The organism is Streptomyces ipomoeae 91-03 (genome assembly GCF_000317595.1).
In the GTDB taxonomy this organism is placed as follows: Bacteria; Actinomycetota; Actinomycetes; order Streptomycetales; family Streptomycetaceae; genus Streptomyces; species Streptomyces ipomoeae.
Window position 1 is genome coordinate 14,109 of the sequence record NZ_AEJC01000572.1, and the last position, 18,351, is coordinate 32,459.

Here is an 18,351-nt window from a genome sequence, read left to right on the forward strand (position 1 = left end):
GATCAGCCATGGCTCTGTGGGACCGCACCCCCGAGCGCCGGCGGGCGACCGCGTGGCCGTCGTCGTCCTGCGCGGCGGTGACGGCGGCGGACGAGCACGAGGGGCTGCGGCCGGAAACGCTGTACCGCGGGGTGAGCGGTGTGGATCGGGGCCCGGTACCCATGGGCGCCGAGCAGACGGCGGGGCTGCGGGATCCGATGGCCACGGTGTTCTTCCGGCGGGGCCGGTGGCCCATGACGCTGGAGGAAGTGCTCGACGGGCTCACACAGGCCGGCGAGCTTCCGGCGCAGTCCGTGTATCTGATCGGCGAGGCCGGGCAGATCGCCCCGGACAAGGCGCCCGGACTGCGGCGCGACTTCCGTTTCGCGGTCTCCCGCGCGGCACCGGGCAAAGACCCGGACCTGCTGGTCAGCAGTGATCCCGGCTCGGTCTTCCTCCAGGTCGCCGCCTGGGACCCGGTGGCCCTGGTGTTCAACTACTACATGCGGATCTCGCCGGCCTGGGTGTGGACCGGCGACTCCTGGTCGGCGCTGGCACCCGAGTCCCGGGGGAAGGGCTGCTTCGACAGCCACGTCAACGGCAGCGTCGTCATGAAGGAGCTCAAACAGCCCTGGAGCAACTGGCAGTCCATGTCGGCGACGATCCAACTGGCCCCCGACGACCCACTGCGCGGCAACCCCCTCCATCGGCAGGTCATCGGTGCCGAGCGCCTGGAGCTCACGGTGAAGGGCCTCGTCTCCCGGTGGACCACCGCACGTCTGTCGGCGGTCGTCGACGACGGCATGGTGCGTCACCCCGACCATCTGCTGCGGCAGTTGTTCACCAGCACCACCGTCAACCTCGCCAGTACGTCCACGCAGAGCGCTGCGGTCGCCCCGGGCGGCAAGGACCTCGTCCTGCCCCTGGGTTTCTGGCTGAACGCCGACGCCCTGATCGACGACCTCGGCCTGCCGGTGCGTACGCAGACCGCGCCGGCCGTGCCCGCGTCCCTGTACGTCGACAGCCTCGCGGTCTTCGGCTTCCGGCTTCAGGAGCGGGCGAGCGGTTTCTCACGGCCTGGTGACACCTTCTTCGCCTTCGTCGTCCCCGAGGCCGCGTTCGAGGACAACGAGGTGGTGCGGCAACTGGTGCAGAAGGGCCTGGTACCGGCCAGGTTCGCGGCCTGCGCGCTGATGGTGGACTTCACCGATCCGGTCTTCAGCCCGGCGCGCGCCCATCTGATGCGGTACGTGCCCACCGCGCCCGTGCCCGTCCCGACCTGGTGCGACGACATCGCCGCCGCGATCGTCGCCGCCGCCCCGGCACTGCCCGCGGACAGTCCGGAGGGCGAGTTCGCCCGCAACTGGGCGCTCCCCGAAGCCGATTGGCGCGGCGTCTTCGCCGAGCGGGTGGACGCCTACCTGGAGAAGGTCGCCGCGCGGATCCGCACGACGTCGGGCTTCCACGACTGCACACGACTGGCGGAGTCGCGCCGCCGAGCGTTCAAGGAGACGAGGCTCAACGAGTTCGCCCTCACCCTGCCGACGACCGACATCCCCGCCGACGCGCCACCGCTGCGCATGAACGAGGACGGCACCGTCTCTGCCGTGACCACCGGAGGTTCTCCATGACCGTCATCAACGCGTACGGGCCTCCGGGCCGGCTCACCGACCTCGACGACGTCGGGACGAAGGCGTGGCACGTCTTCATCAGCGACAGCGTCGACCGGGCGATCGACGGACCGGACCCCTCCGAGATGCTGCACAACAGCCCCCGGCCGCAGTTCTACAACCTCACGAAGACGGAGACCGCCCCGGACGCGGTCGAGGCGGCCGTCACCTGGACCGCTTTCCCCAACCGCCTCAGGTCCGCGATCTCGGACCGGCAGCGCTGGCAGCGGGCCGACGCCAGCCGCGACGTTCAGGACGAGTACTGCGAGTGGAGCGTGACCCGGGACGACGCCGGCCGGATCACCCGCGTCACCTTCACCTGTGAGGGCCCCGAGTACTGGGACGTGCTGGCCCGGACGAATCCGGGAAAGGTCCTCGACCTCTACCGCGCGCACATCGGTCCGGCGGTGCGGAAGACCGATCTGTTCGGCCCGGACGGCCGGTACGTGCGGCGCAACAAGTGGAACGACTCCACGACACAGGGCGCGATGCACCTCATCCAGCAGTCCAACACCCTCGGCGCGGAGATCGAACTCGCCGCCGCCGCGACGATCCGCCGCGTCATCGGCGGCCGGGAACTCACCGGAGCCCAGGAACTCATCGCCTGCGGCAAGTACGGTGTGGCCGACCGCAACAGCGACCCGCACATCGGCGAGGTCGTCAACTCCGTCGCCCGGCAGAAGGCGGACATCGCGCTCAGCGACCCGGTGGGGATCTACTTCGACGACCTGGCCACCGACGGGTGGAGCACTCCCGACGACTCCGACCCGAAGAGCTTCTGGACCTTCGAACGCGGCGCCGCGAACTTCCCGGTGCGTGCCGTCTACGAGGTGCCGCCCGACCGGGACTTCACGGTGGGCGACATCACCATCGCCGGCAGGCCCATCGAGTTCGGCGCCCAGATCGCCGACTTCGTCACCGTGAAACTCACAGCCACCGCCTGCCGCATCGGCCGCAGCACGGTTCAGCCGCAGACCGCCTGCGCGGAGTTCACCGCACCGGGCGACGTCACGCCGGGCTCCTTCGCACCGAGCGCGTTCGCCGCGCACGGCTACCTCGGGACACATTCCGGCCGGACGTCCCGCAGCACCCGGCTCTCGTCGTAGCGCACCGCGCCGCGCGGCCGGACGGCCACCGCCATATGTCGAGCAGGTCAGGAGGCGGATCCATGACGACGGCGGAACTCTTCTCCCCAGCGGAATCGGACTACTTGTCACAGCTGACGACGGCCGCGGAACGCTATGCGCACCGGACCGGGCAGCGGGACAGAAACCGGGAGGTACTCAGGACACGAGGCGTGCTGTACGCCGACGAGCCGGAGCGGGTCGAGAAGCGACTGGCCCGTCTCGGCGCCGACTGGGCGCTGGCGCGGGCGATCGAACGGGAGCCCTCGGAGCCGGTCACAGCGGCCGGAAGCACCCTACGGCTACCGCCGGAGAGCTTCGGCAGCGACGTTCTGGGACTCGAACGCCTCATCGGGCGCAACAACCTCACTCCGGTCGCGTTCCTCGAGGAGGGCGCCCTCGTCTCCCGCTCCGTCGGCAGGATCACCATCAGCGGACCGGACGGCGGCCACGGCACCGGGTTCCTGGTGTCCCCCTCCCTCCTGCTCACCAACAACCATGTGCTGCGCGGCCGGGAAACAGCCCACCGCAGCACCGTCGCGTTCTCGTTCCAGGCCGGCATCGACGGGCGCCCGCTCGAACCGGCGGTCTTCCAGCTGGAGCCGCACCGGTTCTTCGTCACCGACCGGGGCCTCGACTTCAGCCTGGTCGCCGTGGCCGAACGCGGTGCCCGGGGCGAGGCGCTGTCCTCGTTCGGCCGACTGACGCTCAGTGAAGTGCAGGGCACGGTCGTGGTCGGGGAGTTCGTCAACATCATCCAGCACCCGAGGGGCGAGCCCAAGCAGCTCGCGCTGCGCGAGAACCAGGTCGTGGACATCCTGGACCGCTTCCTGCACTACGAGTCGGACACCCGTGAGGGCTCCTCGGGCTCGCCGGTCTTCAACGACCAGTGGGAGGTCGTGGCACTGCACCACTCGGCCGTGCCGAAGACCGATGCCGACGGGCGGCCCCTGAGCGTCGACGGGACGGTCTGGACGCCGGAGATGGGCGACGACCGGCTGGCGTGGCAGGCCAACGAGGGGGTGCGGATCAGCCGTGTGCTGCGCGCCCTGAACGAGATCACCCTGACCGGCGCGGCGGCCCGGCTGCGCGACGAGGTGTTCACCCCCGGGACCTCTTCCGCGCCGACCGCCGGGGCACCTGCCGGGACCGCTCCGGCCCCCGTGGAGAACCTCCCGCCGACACCCGCGCCCTCGACCGACGGGGCGACGACCCTGCCGGGACCCGACGGGGCACAGGCGTACGTGGCCGACGGCACCGCCCATCTCACCGTCCCCCTGCGGATCAGCGTCGGCTTCGACACCTCGGCGCGTCCGGTGGCGACCGTCGCCACCCCGCCGCCCGGCCGTATGCCCGCGCCGTCTCTTCCCGCGCCGGCCTCCGCGGTCGAGAAGGACGTCGACGCGGCCCTGCTCAACCACCGGCTCGCGCGTGAACGGCCGTACTACGACCGGTCGGCGGACGCCGCCGCCCGCGACGCCTACTACGCGGACATCGGCACCGACAACGGCGAGGCGCTGCGCCGCGCACTCACCGAGCTGCTGGAGGAGACCCACTCCCCCCGACCCAAGTACAAGCCGATCCGGCTCGTCTATCCCTGGGTCGACCTGCACAAGGACGGCCGGCTGCGCAGCATCTACTCCGGCAGGGACTTCTCCGCCGAGGAGTTCATACGGGCGGACGCCGCCGTGGAGCAGGCCCGGCTGGCGCGCATCCAGGAACTCTTCCGGCACGAGGGCACTGCGGGACCGGCCGAGTTCGAGGCCGAGTTCGACGCTCTGGAGGCGTCGATGCCGTTCAACTGCGAACACGTGGTGCCGCAGTCGTGGTTCACCAAGAGGGAGCCGATGCGGGGCGACCTCCATCATCTGTTCGCCTGCGAAGTGGGGTGCAACAGCTTCCGCGGCAACTTCCCCTACTTCGATTTCCCCGGCTTCGAGGAAGCGGTGCGCGATGCCTGCGGGATGCGCGAGGACATCGGCTTTGAGCCGGAGGAGGGCAAGGGAGCGGTCGCCCGGGCCACCCTGTACTTCCTGCTGCGCTACCCCGGCATGGTCGGCGACGCCCCGCGCGAGTTCCCCGAGAACCGGCTGCCCACCCTGCTGGCCTGGCACGAGAACGAGCAGGTGAGCGAGTACGAGTTGCACCGCAACGCCGCCATCGCGGAAGTGCAGGGCAACCGCAATCCGCTGATAGACCACCCCGAGTGGGCCGAGAAGATCGACTTCTCCGGCGTCTGGCCCTGAGCCGCGATCACCCGGTTCGCACAGCCGCACGCCGTGGCCCGGCGCGCCCCCCTGTACCTCCGCCGACTGATCACGCCATCGCGATCGGGGCCCCGATGGCGTGATCCAAACGGCGTCGGTTTAGCATATGAGCGCCACCTAGCTCGAAAGATAGATCTGTGACTGTCAACGAGGACTCGTTCACCAACTGGAAGAACCGCGAGGAGATCGCGGAGTCGATGATCCCGATCATCGGGAAGCTGCACCGTGAGCGGGACGTCACCGTCCTCCTCCACAGCCGCTCCTTGGTGAACAAGTCGGTGGTCAGCATCCTGAAGACCCACCGGTTCGCCCGGCAGATCGCCGGAGAGGAACTGTCGGTCACCGACACCCTGCCGTTCCTGCAGGCGCTCACCACGCTCGACCTGGGCCCCTCCCAGATCGACCTCGGCATGCTGGCCGCCACCTACAAGGCCGACGACCGGGGCCTGACGGTGGAGGCCTTCACCGCCGAGGCCGTCGCCGGTGCCACCGGCGCCAACAAGATCGAGGGCGGCGTGGGACGCGATGTCGTCCTCTACGGCTTCGGCCGCATCGGCCGCCTCGTCGCCCGTCTGCTGATCGAGAAGGCAGGCTCGGGCAACGGTCTGCGGCTGCGCGCCATCGTCGTCCGCGGGGGCGGTGAACGGGCCGCCGAGGACATGGTCAAGCGGGCCTCGCTGCTGCGCCGGGACTCCATCCACGGCCAGTTCCAGGGCACGATCACCGTCGACGAGGCGAACAGCACGATCGTCGCCAACGGCAACGAGATCAAGGTGCTCTACGCGAACGACCCCTCCGAGATCGACTACACGGCGTACGGCATCAAGGACGCCATCCTCATCGACAACACCGGCAAGTGGCGTGACCGCGAGGGCCTGTCGCAGCATCTGCGCCCCGGTATCGACAAGGTCGTCCTGACGGCGCCGGGCAAGGGCGACGTCCCGAACATCGTGCACGGCGTCAACCACGACACGATCAAGCCGGACGAGCAGATCCTGTCCTGCGCGTCCTGCACCACCAACGCGATCGTGCCGCCGCTGAAGGCGATGGACGACGAGTTCGGCGTGCTGCGCGGTCACGTGGAGACCGTCCACTCGTTCACCAACGACCAGAACCTGCTGGACAACTACCACAAGTCCGACCGCCGGGGCCGTTCCGCGCCGCTGAACATGGTCATCACCGAGACGGGTGCCGCCTCGGCCGTCGCCAAGGCGCTGCCCGACCTCAAGGCGCCGATCACCGGCAGTTCGATCCGCGTGCCCGTCCCGGACGTCTCGATCGCGATCCTCAGCCTGCGCCTCGGCCGTGAGACCGACCGCGAGGAGGTCCTCGACTACCTCCGCAACGTCTCGCTGACCTCGCCGCTCAAGCGCCAGATCGACTTCACCAACGCCCCCGACTCGGTCTCCAGCGACTTCATCGGCTCCCGCCACGCCTCGATCGTCGACGCCGGCGCCACCAAGGTCGACGGCGACAACGCGATCCTCTACCTCTGGTACGACAACGAGTTCGGCTACTCCTGCCAGGTCATCCGCGTCGTCCAGCACGTCTCCGGCGTGGAGTACCCGACGTACCCGGCGCCGGCGGTCTGAACGGGCTGTGGCCGGGCGGGCGATCCCGAGTCGTCCGCCCGGCCACGGCTGTCCGTCCTGGGGTGCGGAGAACCGTGATGTGATGACGCCGTGAGCCGTGCCGTTGAAGAGTCCAACCGCCGTATGCTCCGGGCCCGGGACGCCATGGACCGTTCCTACGCGCAGCCGCTGGACGTCCCCGCGCTGGCCCGGATCGCCCATGTGTCCGAGGCGCACTTCACACGCACCTTCCGGGCCACGTTCGGCGAGACGCCGCACCGCTATCTGCAGCGCCGGCGCGTCGAGCGGGCGATGTTCCTGCTGCGGGAGACCGACCGCAGTGTGACGGACATCTGCTTCGAGGTCGGCTTCGGCAGTCCGGGCACCTTCAGCCGGACGTTCCGCGACATCGTCGGCCGGTCGCCGAGGGAGTACCGCAAGGAAGCGGTGACCGTGGCCGTGCCGACGTGTTTCACCAAGGCGTGGATGCGACCGAGCGGTTGACCCCGCAGCAGACCGTCGCCGGTCGGTCGTCGGCTGGGCAGTTGTCGACTGAGCGGTTGTCGACCGAACAGTTGTCGACTGAGCGGTTGTCGGCTGAGCGGTTGTCGGCTGAGCGGTTGTCGGCTGAGCAGTTTTGGATAAGTTTTCCGTCGGCCCGCTCGATAGCGTGACGCACATGTTCACCGCCATCACGCACTCGCAGATCTACGTCCTCGACCAGGACGCGGCCCTCGACTTCTACGTCGGCAAGCTCGGCCTCGAGGTCAACACCGATGTCGACCTGGGCTTCATGCGCTGGCTGACCGTCAACGTACCCGGCCACCCGGAGCGCCAGATCCTGCTGGAGAAGCCGGGGCCGCCCGCGCTGTCCGAGGAGACGGCGGAGCAGGTCCGCGCACTGTTGACGAAGGGCGCCATGGGCGGCCACCTCATCTTCAGCACGGACGACTGCCGCAAGACGTACGAGACTCTGCTGGGCCGTGGCGTCGAGTTCACCGAGGAGCCCACCGACCGCCCGTACGGCATCGACTGCGGCCTGCGCGACCCGTTCGGCAACAGCATCCGCTTCACCCAGCCGAAGGGCTGAGCACCACCCGTTTCGTGCGACGGGCACGCTGTCCGTGGCGGCGCCCAGGGTGTCGCCATGGTCTTCCCCCTGCCCGGCGGATCGCCGCCCGGCCGGTTCGCTTCACGCGGACCGGTGCCGGTCTGGGTCTCGGATGAATTTCCCGCTGACCTCGAACAGTTGTGGCCCCACCTACTGAGTGGGCAGGAGGCCACGGGCCTTGTGACGCGGATGTTCGTGGTCCGAGGGACACCCCGCCGTCGAAGCCTTAGTCAGCGATGGGCCGCAACTCTCAGTCAGCAGTCAAAGCGTCCAAGGGAACCGGGCGGCCATGCCCCGGGAGCCATGAGCGGCACTTTGTCATCAGCCACACCCAGATCCCCCGGACCACAACCGCCCTGCCCGATCCACTCCCTTGGGACCACACCCACGGTTCTAAGGCTTTGACATGTCGTGGTGCATCTGTCGTCCCCAACGTGGCACTTGCTGTGCCATGGACTGGACGAGGCGAGCGACAGGAGCGGTTCGACGTCACGGTGCGGCCGTACTGGGGGCGGTACGGCGGGTGTGGTCGGGGCCGGGGCGGGAGCGGGATCTGGCGGTGCAGGCCGGCAAGGCCGCGCTGGCCGCGTGCGTGGCGTGGGCGGTGGCGGGCTGGTGGCTGCGGGCTCCGATGGCGTTCGTCGCGCCCTGGGTGGCGATCGTGCTGGTGGAGTCGACGGTGTACCGGTCGTTCGCCCATGGTCTGCAACAGCTGGCCGCCTTCGCGGTGGGCACGGTGGCGGCGACGGCCGGCGCCCTGGCGTTGGACGGCACGATGGCCGCCATGGCCGTGGTCCTCCCGGTGGTGCTGCTGCTCGCCCAGTGGCAGCGGTTGGGTGCCCAGGGCATCTACGCCGCGACCGGGGCGCTGTTCGTCCTCACCGGCGGGCAGGCCACGCTCGCGTCCGCCGGTGCGCGTATCGCGGAAGCGGTCTTCGGCGCGGTGGTCGGCATCGCGGTGAACGCGCTGATCCGCCCTCCGGTGTACCTGCGCGACACCCGTGCCGCGCTGCACGAAACCGCCCGCGAGGCGCAGGCCGTCCTGGAAGCGGTGGCCGAGGGGCTGGACGGTGGCGAGTGGGATCCCCACGCGGCCGGGGAATGGCACGAACGCGCCCTGCGGCTGTCCCGCCTGGTCGACCAGGCCCGGTCGGCGATCGGCTGGAGCAGGGAGAGCATGCGGGTCAACCCGCGCGGCCGTCGCCTCCACGCCCTCTCGCCCCCCGGCCCGGCGTACGACGACGCCCTCGCCGTGCTCGACCATGTCGCCGTGCACACCGCCGGTGTCACCCGCACGGTGCTGGAGCCCGCGGAGCGCGGCGGCAGGGCGGCCCGGCCCGAGCCACGCATCACCGGCTCGTACGCGGACTTCCTCCGGCACACCGCTCGCGCCATCGACCTCTACGGTCGGACCCGGTTCGCGGGAAGCGCCGACGACCGGTCGGTGGAGAGGGGTGGCGATCGGCCGGTTGAGAACGACGGTGACCGGCCCGTCGAGACCGGCGGCGGCCGACCCGTCGAGAGGGACGGCGGTCGGCCCGTCCAGAGCAGCGATGGCCGTTCCGTCGACCGGGAGCTGGACGAAGCCGTGGTCGAGCTCCGTCGTGTGCTCGACGGACTCCACGAGAAGCTGCCCGGCACCGTACGGGACGACCCCGCCACGCTGGCGACGCACGGCACGCTGCTGGCCCAGGCCCGTCGCCTGGCCGACCAGCTCGCCCGGGAGTGAGGCCGACCGCACGCGGCGCACGTACAAGCCGCGCGCGTGCCCCCGACACACACGCGCGACCGGTCAGGCAGCCGTGCTCAGTGCCTCTCGCTCCGTCACGTCGCCCGGCTTCGTCGGGATGGCCACCGGAGTCGGGGTCCGGCGGGAGCGCAGGAGGAAACCCGTGCCGATCGCGCCGGCGATGAGCAGGCCGCCGGTCACGAGGGCGCCGCGTGCTCCGGCCAGTTCCATGAGGAGGCCCAGCGCCGGCGGACCGCCGAGGCTCCACACCGTGCGGACGCTGCCCCACACACCGAGGACGCGTCCGCGCAGATGGGCGGGCGGGTCGGTCTGGAGGACGGCGGTTCCCGCGGTGTCGGAGACGGATTCCAGGACGGCCATGGGCAGGACGAGCACCAGCAGGACGGCCACCGAGGGCGACAGGCCCGCCGCGAGTTGCAGCAGCGCGCCTCCGGCCGCCAGAGTGCCCACCAGCCGGACGGAGGGCCGCCGCAGCCGGGCGCCGAGGACCGCGCCGAGGATGCCGCCGACGGCGAGCACCGTGGAGACCGTGCCGAACGCGCCCGCGCCGCCCGCGAGGGGCCCGGTGACGAGGACGGCCAGGGTCAGCCCGTAGTTGCGGCCGAAGGTCGAGCTGATCCCGGTGATTCCGGCGAGCGCGACCAGGCGGGGTCGACGCGCGAAGAAGCGCAGACCCTCGCGCACGGTCATGTCGGGAGCGGTGGTCCCCTTGCCGAGCCGGGAGCCCGCGCCCGCCCCGGCCGGGACCCCGGTATCCGCCGGCACCGCGCCGGGTGCCGGGCGCAGGAAGGGCACGACCGCGGCCACGAACAGGAACGACAGCCCGTTGGCTCCGTAGGCGGCGGCCGTCCCCAGGAAACCGACCGTCACTCCGGCCAGGGCGGTCCCGACGAGTCGGCCGGCGCTGTGGACCAGCGCGCCGACGCCGATGGCGGAGGGGACGTCCTCAGCCGGAACGAGATCGTTGCCCAGGAGGGCGCAGGCCGGTCCGTCGACGGTGGCGATCGTGCCGGTCACGGCGGCCAGCACCAGCAGCGTCGTCATGTCGAGCCGGTCCAGTGCCACGAGCAGGGCCGTCACGAAGGCGACCATGCCGAGGAGCGCCTGGCTGACGGTGGCCGTCAGCTTGCGCGGCAAGCGGTCGACGGCCGCTCCGCCCAGGAGGCTCACGAGGAGGGCCGGAGCCGCCTGAACGGACATCGACAGCCCGGTCGCGGCGGCCGAGCCGGTGATCTGCAGGACGAGCAGGTTCTGCACCGTCAGCTGCATCCAGGTGCCGACGTTCGACACGAGGTTCGCTACGGACCACCAGCGCATGCTGCGGTACCGCAGGGACCGCCACGGCGAGCGCGACGGCGCCCGGGACGGCACGGGGGCGAGGTCAGGGGCAGGGAAACGTGCGGAAGCAGAAGACACAGTGGGATACCCGAAGGGCGAGGCGGGGGACGGACAGGTCGGTGAAACCGAGGAAGGCCGGCTGCGCTGCACGGCCGTTCCACCTGATCGTCACGGCGCGACCATCGTGGCAGACAGGACGGCCGAGTCGACTGCGGTGCGCGCCACACCGCGGCTGCGGAGGGAGCAACTTGCCCCGGGACTGAGGCATTTGCGCAGCGAGTGCGGTTGCTCACAAACCGCTCGGAGCCCACTGAACGCACGCTCCTGCCACGCCCGTACGAGCCCCTACCAGCCCACGCCGACCCACGCCGGCCGGAAACGAGTCCGGACGAGAGCGTTGCCACAGGCCCGAGGGGCGCCCGGTGAGTCGGGTTCATATGCCGAAGACGACTTCGCCCGTCCGAGTCGCGAGCGAGCGGTGACATGCGCACAATGAGAACCAACGTGTGAAAGCTGCTGGCACGGCACCCCGTGACAGTGCCGTCGGGAAAACGGCGGTCGGCGTGGACGTCCACGTTTCTCGGGGCCTCGCGCGGGGCCCCTTCCCACACCTGTCCTTTTACTGCCCCCACAAGCTTCCCGTGCCCCCACCGGACGGCGTGATCCCCCGTCGCTCCGCCGCCGGGGCCACCGCGAGTGCGGCCGGAGGACTTCCCATGACTGATGCTTCCGCTTCTGTGCCGTGGCGCCGTGCCGTCGTGACGGGCGGTGCCGGGTTCCTCGGCAGTCACCTCTGCGAGCGCCTGCTGGCTTCGGGCGTCGAAGTCGACTGCGTGGACAACCTCTGCTCCGGATCACGGTCGAATGTGGCGCATCTGGAGGGCCGGGCCGGGTTCCGATTCGTCGAGTGCGACGTTTCCGCGCCCGAGTGTGCCGAGCGCCTGCCGGGGCCGTACGACCTGGTCCTGCATTTCGCGTGTCCCGCCTCGCCCGTCGACTATCTCCGGCTGCCCCTGGAGACCCTCGACGCGGGCAGTCTGGGCACCCGCGCCGTGCTGGCCGTGGCGGAGCGTGACGGGGCGCGGTTCCTGCTGGCCTCGACGTCCGAGGTGTACGGCGATCCTCTGGTGCATCCGCAGCGCGAGGACTACTGGGGCAACGTCAACCCGGTGGGTCCGCGCAGTGTGTACGACGAGTCCAAACGCTTCGCGGAGGCGCTGGTCACCGCGCATGTGCGGGTCCGTGACGCCGATGCCGGCATCGTGCGGCTGTTCAACACCTACGGCCCGCGCATGCGCGCCCACGACGGTCGCGCCGTGCCCACGTTCGTCTGTCAGGCCCTGGCCGGTGAGCCGCTGACGGTGGCGGGGGACGGCAGCCAGACACGGTCGCTGTGCTACGTGGACGACACGGTCGACGGAATTCTGCTGGTGGCCGCGAGTCACTCGGTGCGTCCCGTGAACATCGGCGGGACCGACGAGGTCACCGTCCGTGACATCGCACGCCGGGTGGTGGAGCTGACGGGTTCCTCCTCCCCCATCGAGTTCGTCGACCGTCCGGTCGACGACCCGCAGCGCCGCCGCCCGGACACCCGGATGGCCCGGGAGTTGCTGGGCTGGGAGCCCAAGGTGCCCTGGGAGGAAGGCATCAAGCAGACGATCGCCCACTTCGCCGCGGCACGGCCGACGCGGGACCGGGATATGACGCCGCAGGCCTGAGAACGTCTTCCACCTCGCCGCCAGGGAGGCACTTGTATGCGTGTTCTGGGAATCAACGCCCTCTTCCACGACCCCGCCGCCGCCCTGGTCGTGGACGGCAGGATCGTCGCCGCGGCCGAGGAGGAGCGCTTCAGCCGTCGTAAGCACGGCAAGCGTCCCGTTCCCTTCTCCGCGTGGGAACTGCCCGAACTCTCCGCCCGCTGGTGCCTGGACCAGGCCGGTCTCCACCCGTCGGAGCTGGACGCGGTCGCCTACTCGTACGATCCCGAACTCGCGCGCCCCGCCGACCAGTTGGGGCTGGACGACCCCTGGGACCAGCTGCGTCAGGAGTACGCGCGGCGGGCACCCGAGTTCCTCGCCGAGGCGCTGCCCGGGCTCGATGCGGCCAAGGTGCGCTTCGTCGCGCACCACGTCGCCCACGCCGCCTCGGCGGGCCAGGCCTCCCCGTACCCGGACTGTGCCGTGCTGGTCCTCGACGGCCGGGGCGAGTGCGGCTCGCACCTCGCGGGCCGCTACGCGAACCGGGAACTCACCGTGCTGGGCGCGCAGTCGCTGCCCGACTCGATGGGCCTGTTCTACGAGGACCTCACCCAGCATCTCGGATTCCTGCGCAGCAGCGACGAGTTCAAGGTGATGGCGCTGGCGTCGTACGGCAGGCCGCGCTTCGTCGAGGAGTTGCGCGAGTACGTCCGTCTGGACGGCCGGGGCGGGTTCCGGGCCCATCCGGTGCCCTGGTCGTCGCTGGTGGAGCCCCGGGAGGCGGGTGCGCCGTGGACGCGGGACCACGCCGATGTGGCCGCCAGCGCCCAGGCCTGCCTGGAGGAGGTGCTGCTCGGCCTGGTGCGGTGGCTGCACGAGCGCACGGGTGAGGACGTGCTGACGCTCGCGGGCGGTGTGGCGCTCAACTGTGTGGCCAACACCCGGCTGTATCGGGAGGGACCGTTCCGCGAGGTCTGGGTGCAGCCCGCGGCCGGGGACGCGGGTACGGCCCTCGGTGCCGCGCTGCACCTCGCGTACCAGAAGGAGACGGTGGAGGCCATGCCGACCGCCGCCCTGGGGCGCGGCTGGAGCGACGCCGAACTGCGCGACTGGCTGGAACGCGCGGCCGTGCCCTACGAGGAGCCCGACGACATCGCCGAGACCGTGGCCGAGGAACTGGCCCGGGACGGGATCGTGGCCTGGTTCCAGGGGCGCAGCGAGTACGGTCCGCGTGCCCTCGGCCACCGTTCGCTGCTGGCCCATCCGGGCCGGTCCGCGAACCTGGAGCGCCTCAACGCGGTGAAGGGACGGGAGGAGTTCCGTCCCGTCGCGCCCATGGTGCTGGCGGAACGGGCCGGGGAGCTCTTCGACGGGCCCCTGCCCAGCCCCTACATGCTGTTCGTGCACGATGTCGCCGCCGAGTGGCGGGAGCGCGTCCCGGCCGTCGTCCACGTGGACGGCACGGCCCGCATCCAGACCGTCGACCGGGGCGCGGAGCCGCTGGTGGCGCGGATGATCGACGGCTTCGAGCGCCGGACGGGACTGCCCGTGGTGGTCAACACCAGCCTGAACACCGCCGGCCGGCCGATGGTCGACGACCCTCGGGACGCCCTGGAGTGCTTCGGGTCGGCGCCGGTGGACCTGCTCGCCCTCGGGCCGTTCGCCGTCCGGCGGAAGAAGGTGTTCGCATGACGGACAGGCCCGTGGTGTCGGACGCCGGAGGCGTGCCCGGCACCGCACCCGCGTACTCGGTCGTGATCCCGACGATCGGGCGGCTCTGTCTCACCGGCTGTCTGCGGGCGCTCGGCGCGGCCACGGGTCATCCGCCCGAGGCGGTCGTCGTGGTCGACGACCGCCCGGGCGCCGCCGGGCCGCTGCCGCTGGAGGCGGCCGGGGTCCTGCGCGACCGGGTCCGCACCCTGAGCACCGGCGGGCGGGGCCCGGCAGCCGCCCGCAACACCGGCTGGCGTACGGTCACCACGCCGTGGACCGTCTTCCTCGACGACGACGTCCAGGTACTGCCGGACTGGTCGCGCCGCCTCGCCGACGACCTCTCGGCGGCCGACGCGGACACCGGTGGCGTCCAGGGCCGGCTGACCGTGCCCCTGCCCGGGGACCGCAGGCCCACGGACTGGGAGCGGGGCACGGCCGGGCTGGAGGACGCCGCGTGGGCCACGGCCGACATGGCCTACCGGACGGCCGCGCTGGCGGAGGTCCAAGGGTTCGACGAGAGGTTCCGGCGGGCCTTCCGGGAGGACGCCGACCTGGCGCTGCGCGTGCTGCGGGCCGGCTGGGCGCTGCGGCGCGGCCGACGCGTCACCCGGCACCCGGTCCGCCCGGCCGACCGCTGGGTGTCGGTACGGGCGCAGCGGGGCAACGCGGACGACGTCCTGATGACCCGGCTGCACGGCCGCGACTGGTGGTCCCGTGCCGAGGCGCCCCGTGGACGGCTCCCCCGGCACCTGGTGGTGACCGCCGCCGCGCTCGCCGCCTGCGTCTGCGCGGCGACCGGCCGACGGCGCGCCGCCGCCGTCGCCGGGGCCGTGTGGGCCCTGGGCACGGCCGAGTTCGCCCTGGCCCGTATCCGGCCGGGCCCGCGCACCCCGGACGAGATCGCCACCATGGCGGTCACGAGCGTGGTCATCCCGCCGCTCGCGGTCCACCACTGGCTGGACGGCCTGGTACGGCATCGCGGAGCCGCCCCGCCGCGAGCCCTTCGGCGGCCCGTCGCGTCACGGGCGCGAGCGCGGCGAACGGCCGTCGCCCGGACCACACCGTCAGGGAGCACGCCATGAACCGACACGCCCTGGGCCACGCGGTCGGGGAACCCGACGCGAGCCGACCCACCCCGAGCCCCACAGCCCAGGAACCCAACACGAGCCGACCCACCCCGGGCCTCCTGCCCCGGCGCCCCACGCGCAAGGCCGCCACCGCACTCCGCCCGGCGCCCGTCATGGCCGCCGTTCTCTTCGACCGTGACGGCACCCTCGTCGAGGACGTCCCCTACAACGGCGACCCCGAGTTGGTGTGCCCGGTGCCCGGTGCGCGGCGGGCGCTGGAGCTGCTGCGTGCCGAGGGCATCGCGACCGGTGTGGTCAGCAACCAGTCGGGGATCGGCCGGGGACTGCTCACGGACGCCGACGTGCGCGGCGTCAACGCCCGGGCGGACGCCCTGCTCGGGGGCCTCGGCACCTGGGTGTACTGCCCGCATCTCCCCGAGGCCGGCTGCGTCTGTCGCAAGCCCCGGCCCGGGCTGGTGCTGGAGGCGGCCCGGCGGCTGGGCGTGGCGCCCCGGGACTGTGTGGTGATCGGCGACATCGGGGCCGACCTGGAGGCCGCCCGTGCCGCGGGCGCCCGGGGCGTGCTCGTCCCCACGGCCGCGACCCGGCGGGCGGAGGTCGAGGCGGCTCCCCGTACCGCCCCCGATCTGCTCACCGCGGTGCGAGCGCTGCTGGTGGAGGCGCGAGGAGGGCGGTCGTGAAGGCTCTTGTCGTGCGGCTCGACAGTTTCGGCGACGTGCTGCTCGCCGGGCCCGCCGTGCGGGCGGTCGCCGCGCACAGCTCCCGGGTGACGATGCTCTGCGGCCCGCTCGGCGAGCCCGCCGCCCGGCTGCTGCCCGATGTGGACGAGGTGATCGTGTGGGCGGCGCCGTGGGAGGGCGTGTCTCCGCCGGACGTCGACGACGCGGACGTCGGCGCTCTGGTGGAGCGGCTGCGGGCGGAGGCGTTCGACGTCGCCCTGATCCTCACGTCGTTCCACCAGAGCCCCCTGCCCACGGCCCTGTTGCTGCGGCTGGCCGGGGTCGGCCGGATCGGCGCGGACAGCGTCGACCACCCCGGCCGCCTCCTCGACGTACGGCATCGGCGGCTGCCCGGTCGGCACGAGGTCGAGGCCGCGCTCGACACGGCCGCCGCGATGGGCTTCCTGCCGCGTGCCGGGGACGACGGCCGGCTGCGGGTCGTGCCGCCGCCGGACACCATCTCCCTGACGGGGAACGGCCCGTACGTCGTCGTGCATCCGGGCGCCAGCGCACCGGCCCGGGCCTGGAGTCCGGACCGCTGCGCCGAGGCCGTGGCGTTGCTCACCGACGCGGGTCACCGGGTCGTCGTCACCGGGGGCCCCGGCGAGGCGGACCTCACCCGGTGGGTCAGCGGCGACTTGGCGGTGGACCTCGGTGGCAGGACCCCTCCGCTCATCCTGGCGGGAGTGCTGCGCACCGCCGATGTGGTGGTGGTCGGCAACACCGGCCCCGCCCATCTGGCGGCGGCCGTCGGGACTCCGGTGGTGTCGCTGTTCGCTCCCGTCGTCCCGGCGGAGCGGTGGGCGCCGTACGGCGTGCCGAGTGTGCTGCTCGGCGACCAGAACGCACCGTGCGCGGACAGCAGGGCCCGGCAGTGTCCTGTGCCGGGTCATCCGTGCCTCGACGAGGTCACGGGCCTCGACGTGGTGCGAGCGGTGCGGAAACTCCTTCAGGAGAGCGCATGAACATCCTTGTCTGGCATGTGCACGGCTCGTGGCTGACGTCGTTCGTCCAGGGCCCGTACACCTTCCTCGTGCCCGTGACCCCCGACCGCGGGCCGGACGGGCTGGGCCGGGCGAGGACCTGGCGATGGCCGGAGACCGTGCGCGAGGTGAGTCCCGCCGGGCTGCGCGGGGCGGACATCGACCTGATGGTGCTTCAGCGGCCGCACGAGCTCGAACTGGCCCATCGGTGGACGGGCCGCCGGCCCGGCGTCGACGTACCGGCCGTGTACGTGGAGCACAACAGCCCGCACGAGACCGCCGTCGGCACCCGCCACCCGCTCGCCGACCGGGCCGACATCCCGCTCGTCCATGTGACCCACTTCAACCGGCTGATGTGGGACAACGGGCGTGCCCCGACGGAAGTGATCGAGCACGGCATCATCGACCCGGGGCAGCTGTGGACCGGTGCGGAACCGCGTGCGGCCGTCGTGGTCAACGAGCCGGTGCGGCGCGGCCGGACGACGGGGACGGATCTGCTGCCGCGGTTCGCTCGCGTGGCACCGCTGGATGTCTTCGGCATGGGCACGGAAGGGCTCGCCGACCGTCTGGGACTGCCCGCCGGGCGCTGCCGCGGCCGGGATCTGCCGCAGGGCGAGCTGCATCCGGCTATGGCCCACTGCCGTCTGTACGTCCACCCCGTGCGGTGGACGTCGCTCGGGCTGTCGCTGCTGGAGGCCATGTTCCTGGGGATGCCGGTGGTGGCGCTGGACACCACCGAGGTCAGGGAGGCCGTGCCCGAGGGGGCAGGGGTGGTCTCCAACCGCTTCGACGTACTGGAGGACGCCGTTCGCGAGTTCCTCGCCGATCCCGCACTCGCCCGTTCGACAGGGGCGGCCGCCCGGGCCGCGGCACAGGCCCGCTATGGAGAGCCGCGTTTCCGGAACGACTGGGAACGCCTCGTCAAGGAGGTCACCGGATGAGTCCCAGCCACCCCACGGCCGGACGCGTCGCCATGGTCTCCGAGCACGCCAGTCCGCTGGCCGAGCTCGGTGGCCCCGACGCCGGCGGCCAGAACGTCTACGTGGCCCAACTCGCCGCCCAGTTGACCCGTCGGGGCCACGAGGTCGTCGTGTACACACGCCGGGACGATCCCCATCTGCCGGACCGGGTCGTCACGGCCGACGGTGTGCGGGTCGTCCATGTGCCCGCGGGGCCGCCGGCTCCCATACCCAAGGACGAACTCCTGCCCTACATACCGGACTTCGGCGCGTGGCTCGCGGAGGAGTGGTCGGCGGAGCCGCCCGACGTGGTGCACGCCCACTTCTGGATGTCGGGTCTGGCGGCGGTGACCGGCGCCCGGGCGCCGGGGGTGCCCGTGGT

At 71.8% G+C, this 18,351-nt stretch carries 16 protein-coding genes; 15 read left to right on the top strand and 1 reads right to left on the bottom strand.

Annotated elements, in window-relative coordinates:
• The first annotated feature begins 8 nt into the window (after nt 1–8).
• The 8 genes from STRIP9103_RS37125 to STRIP9103_RS37155 all read left to right on the top strand — a co-directional run bounded on the left by STRIP9103_RS37125 (nt 9) and on the right by STRIP9103_RS37155 (nt 9,451).
• Nucleotides 9–1,610, top strand: coding sequence for a hypothetical protein (locus STRIP9103_RS37125; RefSeq protein ID WP_009333311.1), 1,602 nt, complete (start codon nt 9–11; stop codon nt 1,608–1,610).
• Nucleotides 1,607–2,755, top strand: a complete 1,149-nt coding sequence (locus STRIP9103_RS37130) for a hypothetical protein (protein ID WP_009333299.1) — start codon at nt 1,607–1,609, stop codon at nt 2,753–2,755. The genes STRIP9103_RS37125 and STRIP9103_RS37130 overlap by 4 nt, the downstream gene beginning before the upstream one ends.
• Nucleotides 2,756–2,817: 62 nt before the next feature.
• Nucleotides 2,818–5,019 carry an endonuclease gene (locus tag STRIP9103_RS37135; protein ID WP_009333255.1) on the top strand — a complete coding sequence of 734 codons (2,202 nt, stop codon included), beginning with the start codon at nt 2,818–2,820 and terminating at the stop codon, nt 5,017–5,019.
• 158 nt (nt 5,020–5,177) lie between these two features.
• Nucleotides 5,178–6,632, top strand: a complete 1,455-nt coding sequence (locus STRIP9103_RS37140) for a glyceraldehyde-3-phosphate dehydrogenase (protein ID WP_009333304.1) — start codon at nt 5,178–5,180, stop codon at nt 6,630–6,632.
• Nucleotides 6,633–6,722: 90 nt separating this feature from the next.
• A complete protein-coding gene (locus tag STRIP9103_RS37145; RefSeq protein ID WP_009333295.1) occupies nt 6,723–7,115 on the top strand; it encodes a helix-turn-helix domain-containing protein in 393 nt (130 codons plus the stop codon).
• A 33-nt stretch (nt 7,116–7,148) separates the two neighbouring features.
• Nucleotides 7,149–7,256 (top strand): pentapeptide repeat-containing protein, encoded by a 108-nt coding sequence (locus STRIP9103_RS53615; RefSeq protein ID WP_078614178.1) that lies wholly within the window; start codon nt 7,149–7,151, stop codon nt 7,254–7,256.
• 34 nt (nt 7,257–7,290) lie between these two features.
• Complete coding sequence (locus tag STRIP9103_RS37150; protein WP_009333293.1) at nt 7,291–7,701, top strand: VOC family protein; 411 nt, start codon at nt 7,291–7,293, stop codon at nt 7,699–7,701.
• A 472-nt stretch (nt 7,702–8,173) separates the two neighbouring features.
• Nucleotides 8,174–9,451 carry an aromatic acid exporter family protein gene (locus tag STRIP9103_RS37155; RefSeq protein WP_009333283.1) on the top strand — a complete coding sequence of 426 codons (1,278 nt, stop codon included), beginning with the start codon at nt 8,174–8,176 and terminating at the stop codon, nt 9,449–9,451.
• 63 nt (nt 9,452–9,514) lie between these two features.
• Here STRIP9103_RS37155 and STRIP9103_RS37160 read toward each other — a convergent pair whose 3' ends face one another.
• Entirely contained in the window at nt 9,515–10,789 is a 1,275-nt protein-coding gene (locus tag STRIP9103_RS37160) for an MFS transporter (RefSeq protein WP_048821663.1), read from the bottom strand.
• A 737-nt stretch (nt 10,790–11,526) separates the two neighbouring features.
• Here STRIP9103_RS37160 and STRIP9103_RS37165 point away from each other — a divergent pair.
• The 7 genes from STRIP9103_RS37165 to STRIP9103_RS37195 form a co-directional block, all read left to right on the top strand.
• Complete coding sequence (locus STRIP9103_RS37165; RefSeq protein WP_048821664.1) at nt 11,527–12,528, top strand: NAD-dependent epimerase/dehydratase family protein; 1,002 nt, start codon at nt 11,527–11,529, stop codon at nt 12,526–12,528.
• A gap of 36 nt (nt 12,529–12,564) precedes the next feature.
• Nucleotides 12,565–14,199 carry a carbamoyltransferase family protein gene (locus tag STRIP9103_RS37170; RefSeq protein WP_009333269.1) on the top strand — a complete coding sequence of 545 codons (1,635 nt, stop codon included), beginning with the start codon at nt 12,565–12,567 and terminating at the stop codon, nt 14,197–14,199.
• On the top strand, nt 14,196–15,302 hold the full coding sequence (locus STRIP9103_RS37175) for a glycosyltransferase family 2 protein (protein ID WP_048821665.1): 1,107 nt from the start codon (nt 14,196–14,198) through the stop codon (nt 15,300–15,302). Before STRIP9103_RS37170 ends, STRIP9103_RS37175 begins: the two co-directional genes overlap by 4 nt.
• Nucleotides 15,299–15,988: a D-glycero-alpha-D-manno-heptose-1,7-bisphosphate 7-phosphatase gene (locus STRIP9103_RS37180; RefSeq protein ID WP_009333281.1), complete on the top strand. Its 690-nt coding sequence runs from the start codon at nt 15,299–15,301 to the stop codon at nt 15,986–15,988. Before STRIP9103_RS37175 ends, STRIP9103_RS37180 begins: the two co-directional genes overlap by 4 nt.
• The gene (locus tag STRIP9103_RS37185; RefSeq protein ID WP_009333309.1) at nt 15,985–16,992 is read left to right on the top strand and encodes a glycosyltransferase family 9 protein; all 1,008 of its coding nucleotides are present in this window, start codon (nt 15,985–15,987) and stop codon (nt 16,990–16,992) included. Before STRIP9103_RS37180 ends, STRIP9103_RS37185 begins: the two co-directional genes overlap by 4 nt.
• Nucleotides 16,989–17,951, top strand: a complete 963-nt coding sequence (locus STRIP9103_RS37190) for a glycosyltransferase (RefSeq protein WP_009333259.1) — start codon at nt 16,989–16,991, stop codon at nt 17,949–17,951. The genes STRIP9103_RS37185 and STRIP9103_RS37190 overlap by 4 nt, the downstream gene beginning before the upstream one ends.
• Nucleotides 17,948–18,351: glycosyltransferase (locus tag STRIP9103_RS37195; RefSeq protein ID WP_009333267.1), on the top strand; the 404-nt coding region annotated here is incomplete at its 3' end. The genes STRIP9103_RS37190 and STRIP9103_RS37195, both read left to right, overlap by 4 nt.

What these genes read in the sequence shown, in the direction of transcription:
- STRIP9103_RS37125 (WP_009333311.1), top strand. Translation starts at nt 9, where the DNA reads ATGGCTCTGTGGGACCGCACCCCCGAGCGCCGGCGGGCGACCGCGTGG.
- STRIP9103_RS37130 (WP_009333299.1), top strand. Translation starts at nt 1,607, where the DNA reads ATGACCGTCATCAACGCGTACGGGCCTCCGGGCCGGCTCACCGACCTC.
- STRIP9103_RS37135 (WP_009333255.1), top strand. Translation starts at nt 2,818, where the DNA reads ATGACGACGGCGGAACTCTTCTCCCCAGCGGAATCGGACTACTTGTCA.
- STRIP9103_RS37150 (WP_009333293.1), top strand. Translation starts at nt 7,291, where the DNA reads ATGTTCACCGCCATCACGCACTCGCAGATCTACGTCCTCGACCAGGAC.
- STRIP9103_RS37155 (WP_009333283.1), top strand. Translation starts at nt 8,174, where the DNA reads ATGGACTGGACGAGGCGAGCGACAGGAGCGGTTCGACGTCACGGTGCG.
- STRIP9103_RS37160 (WP_048821663.1), bottom strand. Translation starts at nt 10,789, where the DNA reads ATGCGCTGGTGGTCCGTAGCGAACCTCGTGTCGAACGTCGGCACCTGG.
- STRIP9103_RS37165 (WP_048821664.1), top strand. Translation starts at nt 11,527, where the DNA reads ATGACTGATGCTTCCGCTTCTGTGCCGTGGCGCCGTGCCGTCGTGACG.
- STRIP9103_RS37170 (WP_009333269.1), top strand. Translation starts at nt 12,565, where the DNA reads ATGCGTGTTCTGGGAATCAACGCCCTCTTCCACGACCCCGCCGCCGCC.
- STRIP9103_RS37175 (WP_048821665.1), top strand. Translation starts at nt 14,196, where the DNA reads ATGACGGACAGGCCCGTGGTGTCGGACGCCGGAGGCGTGCCCGGCACC.
- STRIP9103_RS37180 (WP_009333281.1), top strand. Translation starts at nt 15,299, where the DNA reads ATGAACCGACACGCCCTGGGCCACGCGGTCGGGGAACCCGACGCGAGC.
- STRIP9103_RS37190 (WP_009333259.1), top strand. Translation starts at nt 16,989, where the DNA reads ATGAACATCCTTGTCTGGCATGTGCACGGCTCGTGGCTGACGTCGTTC.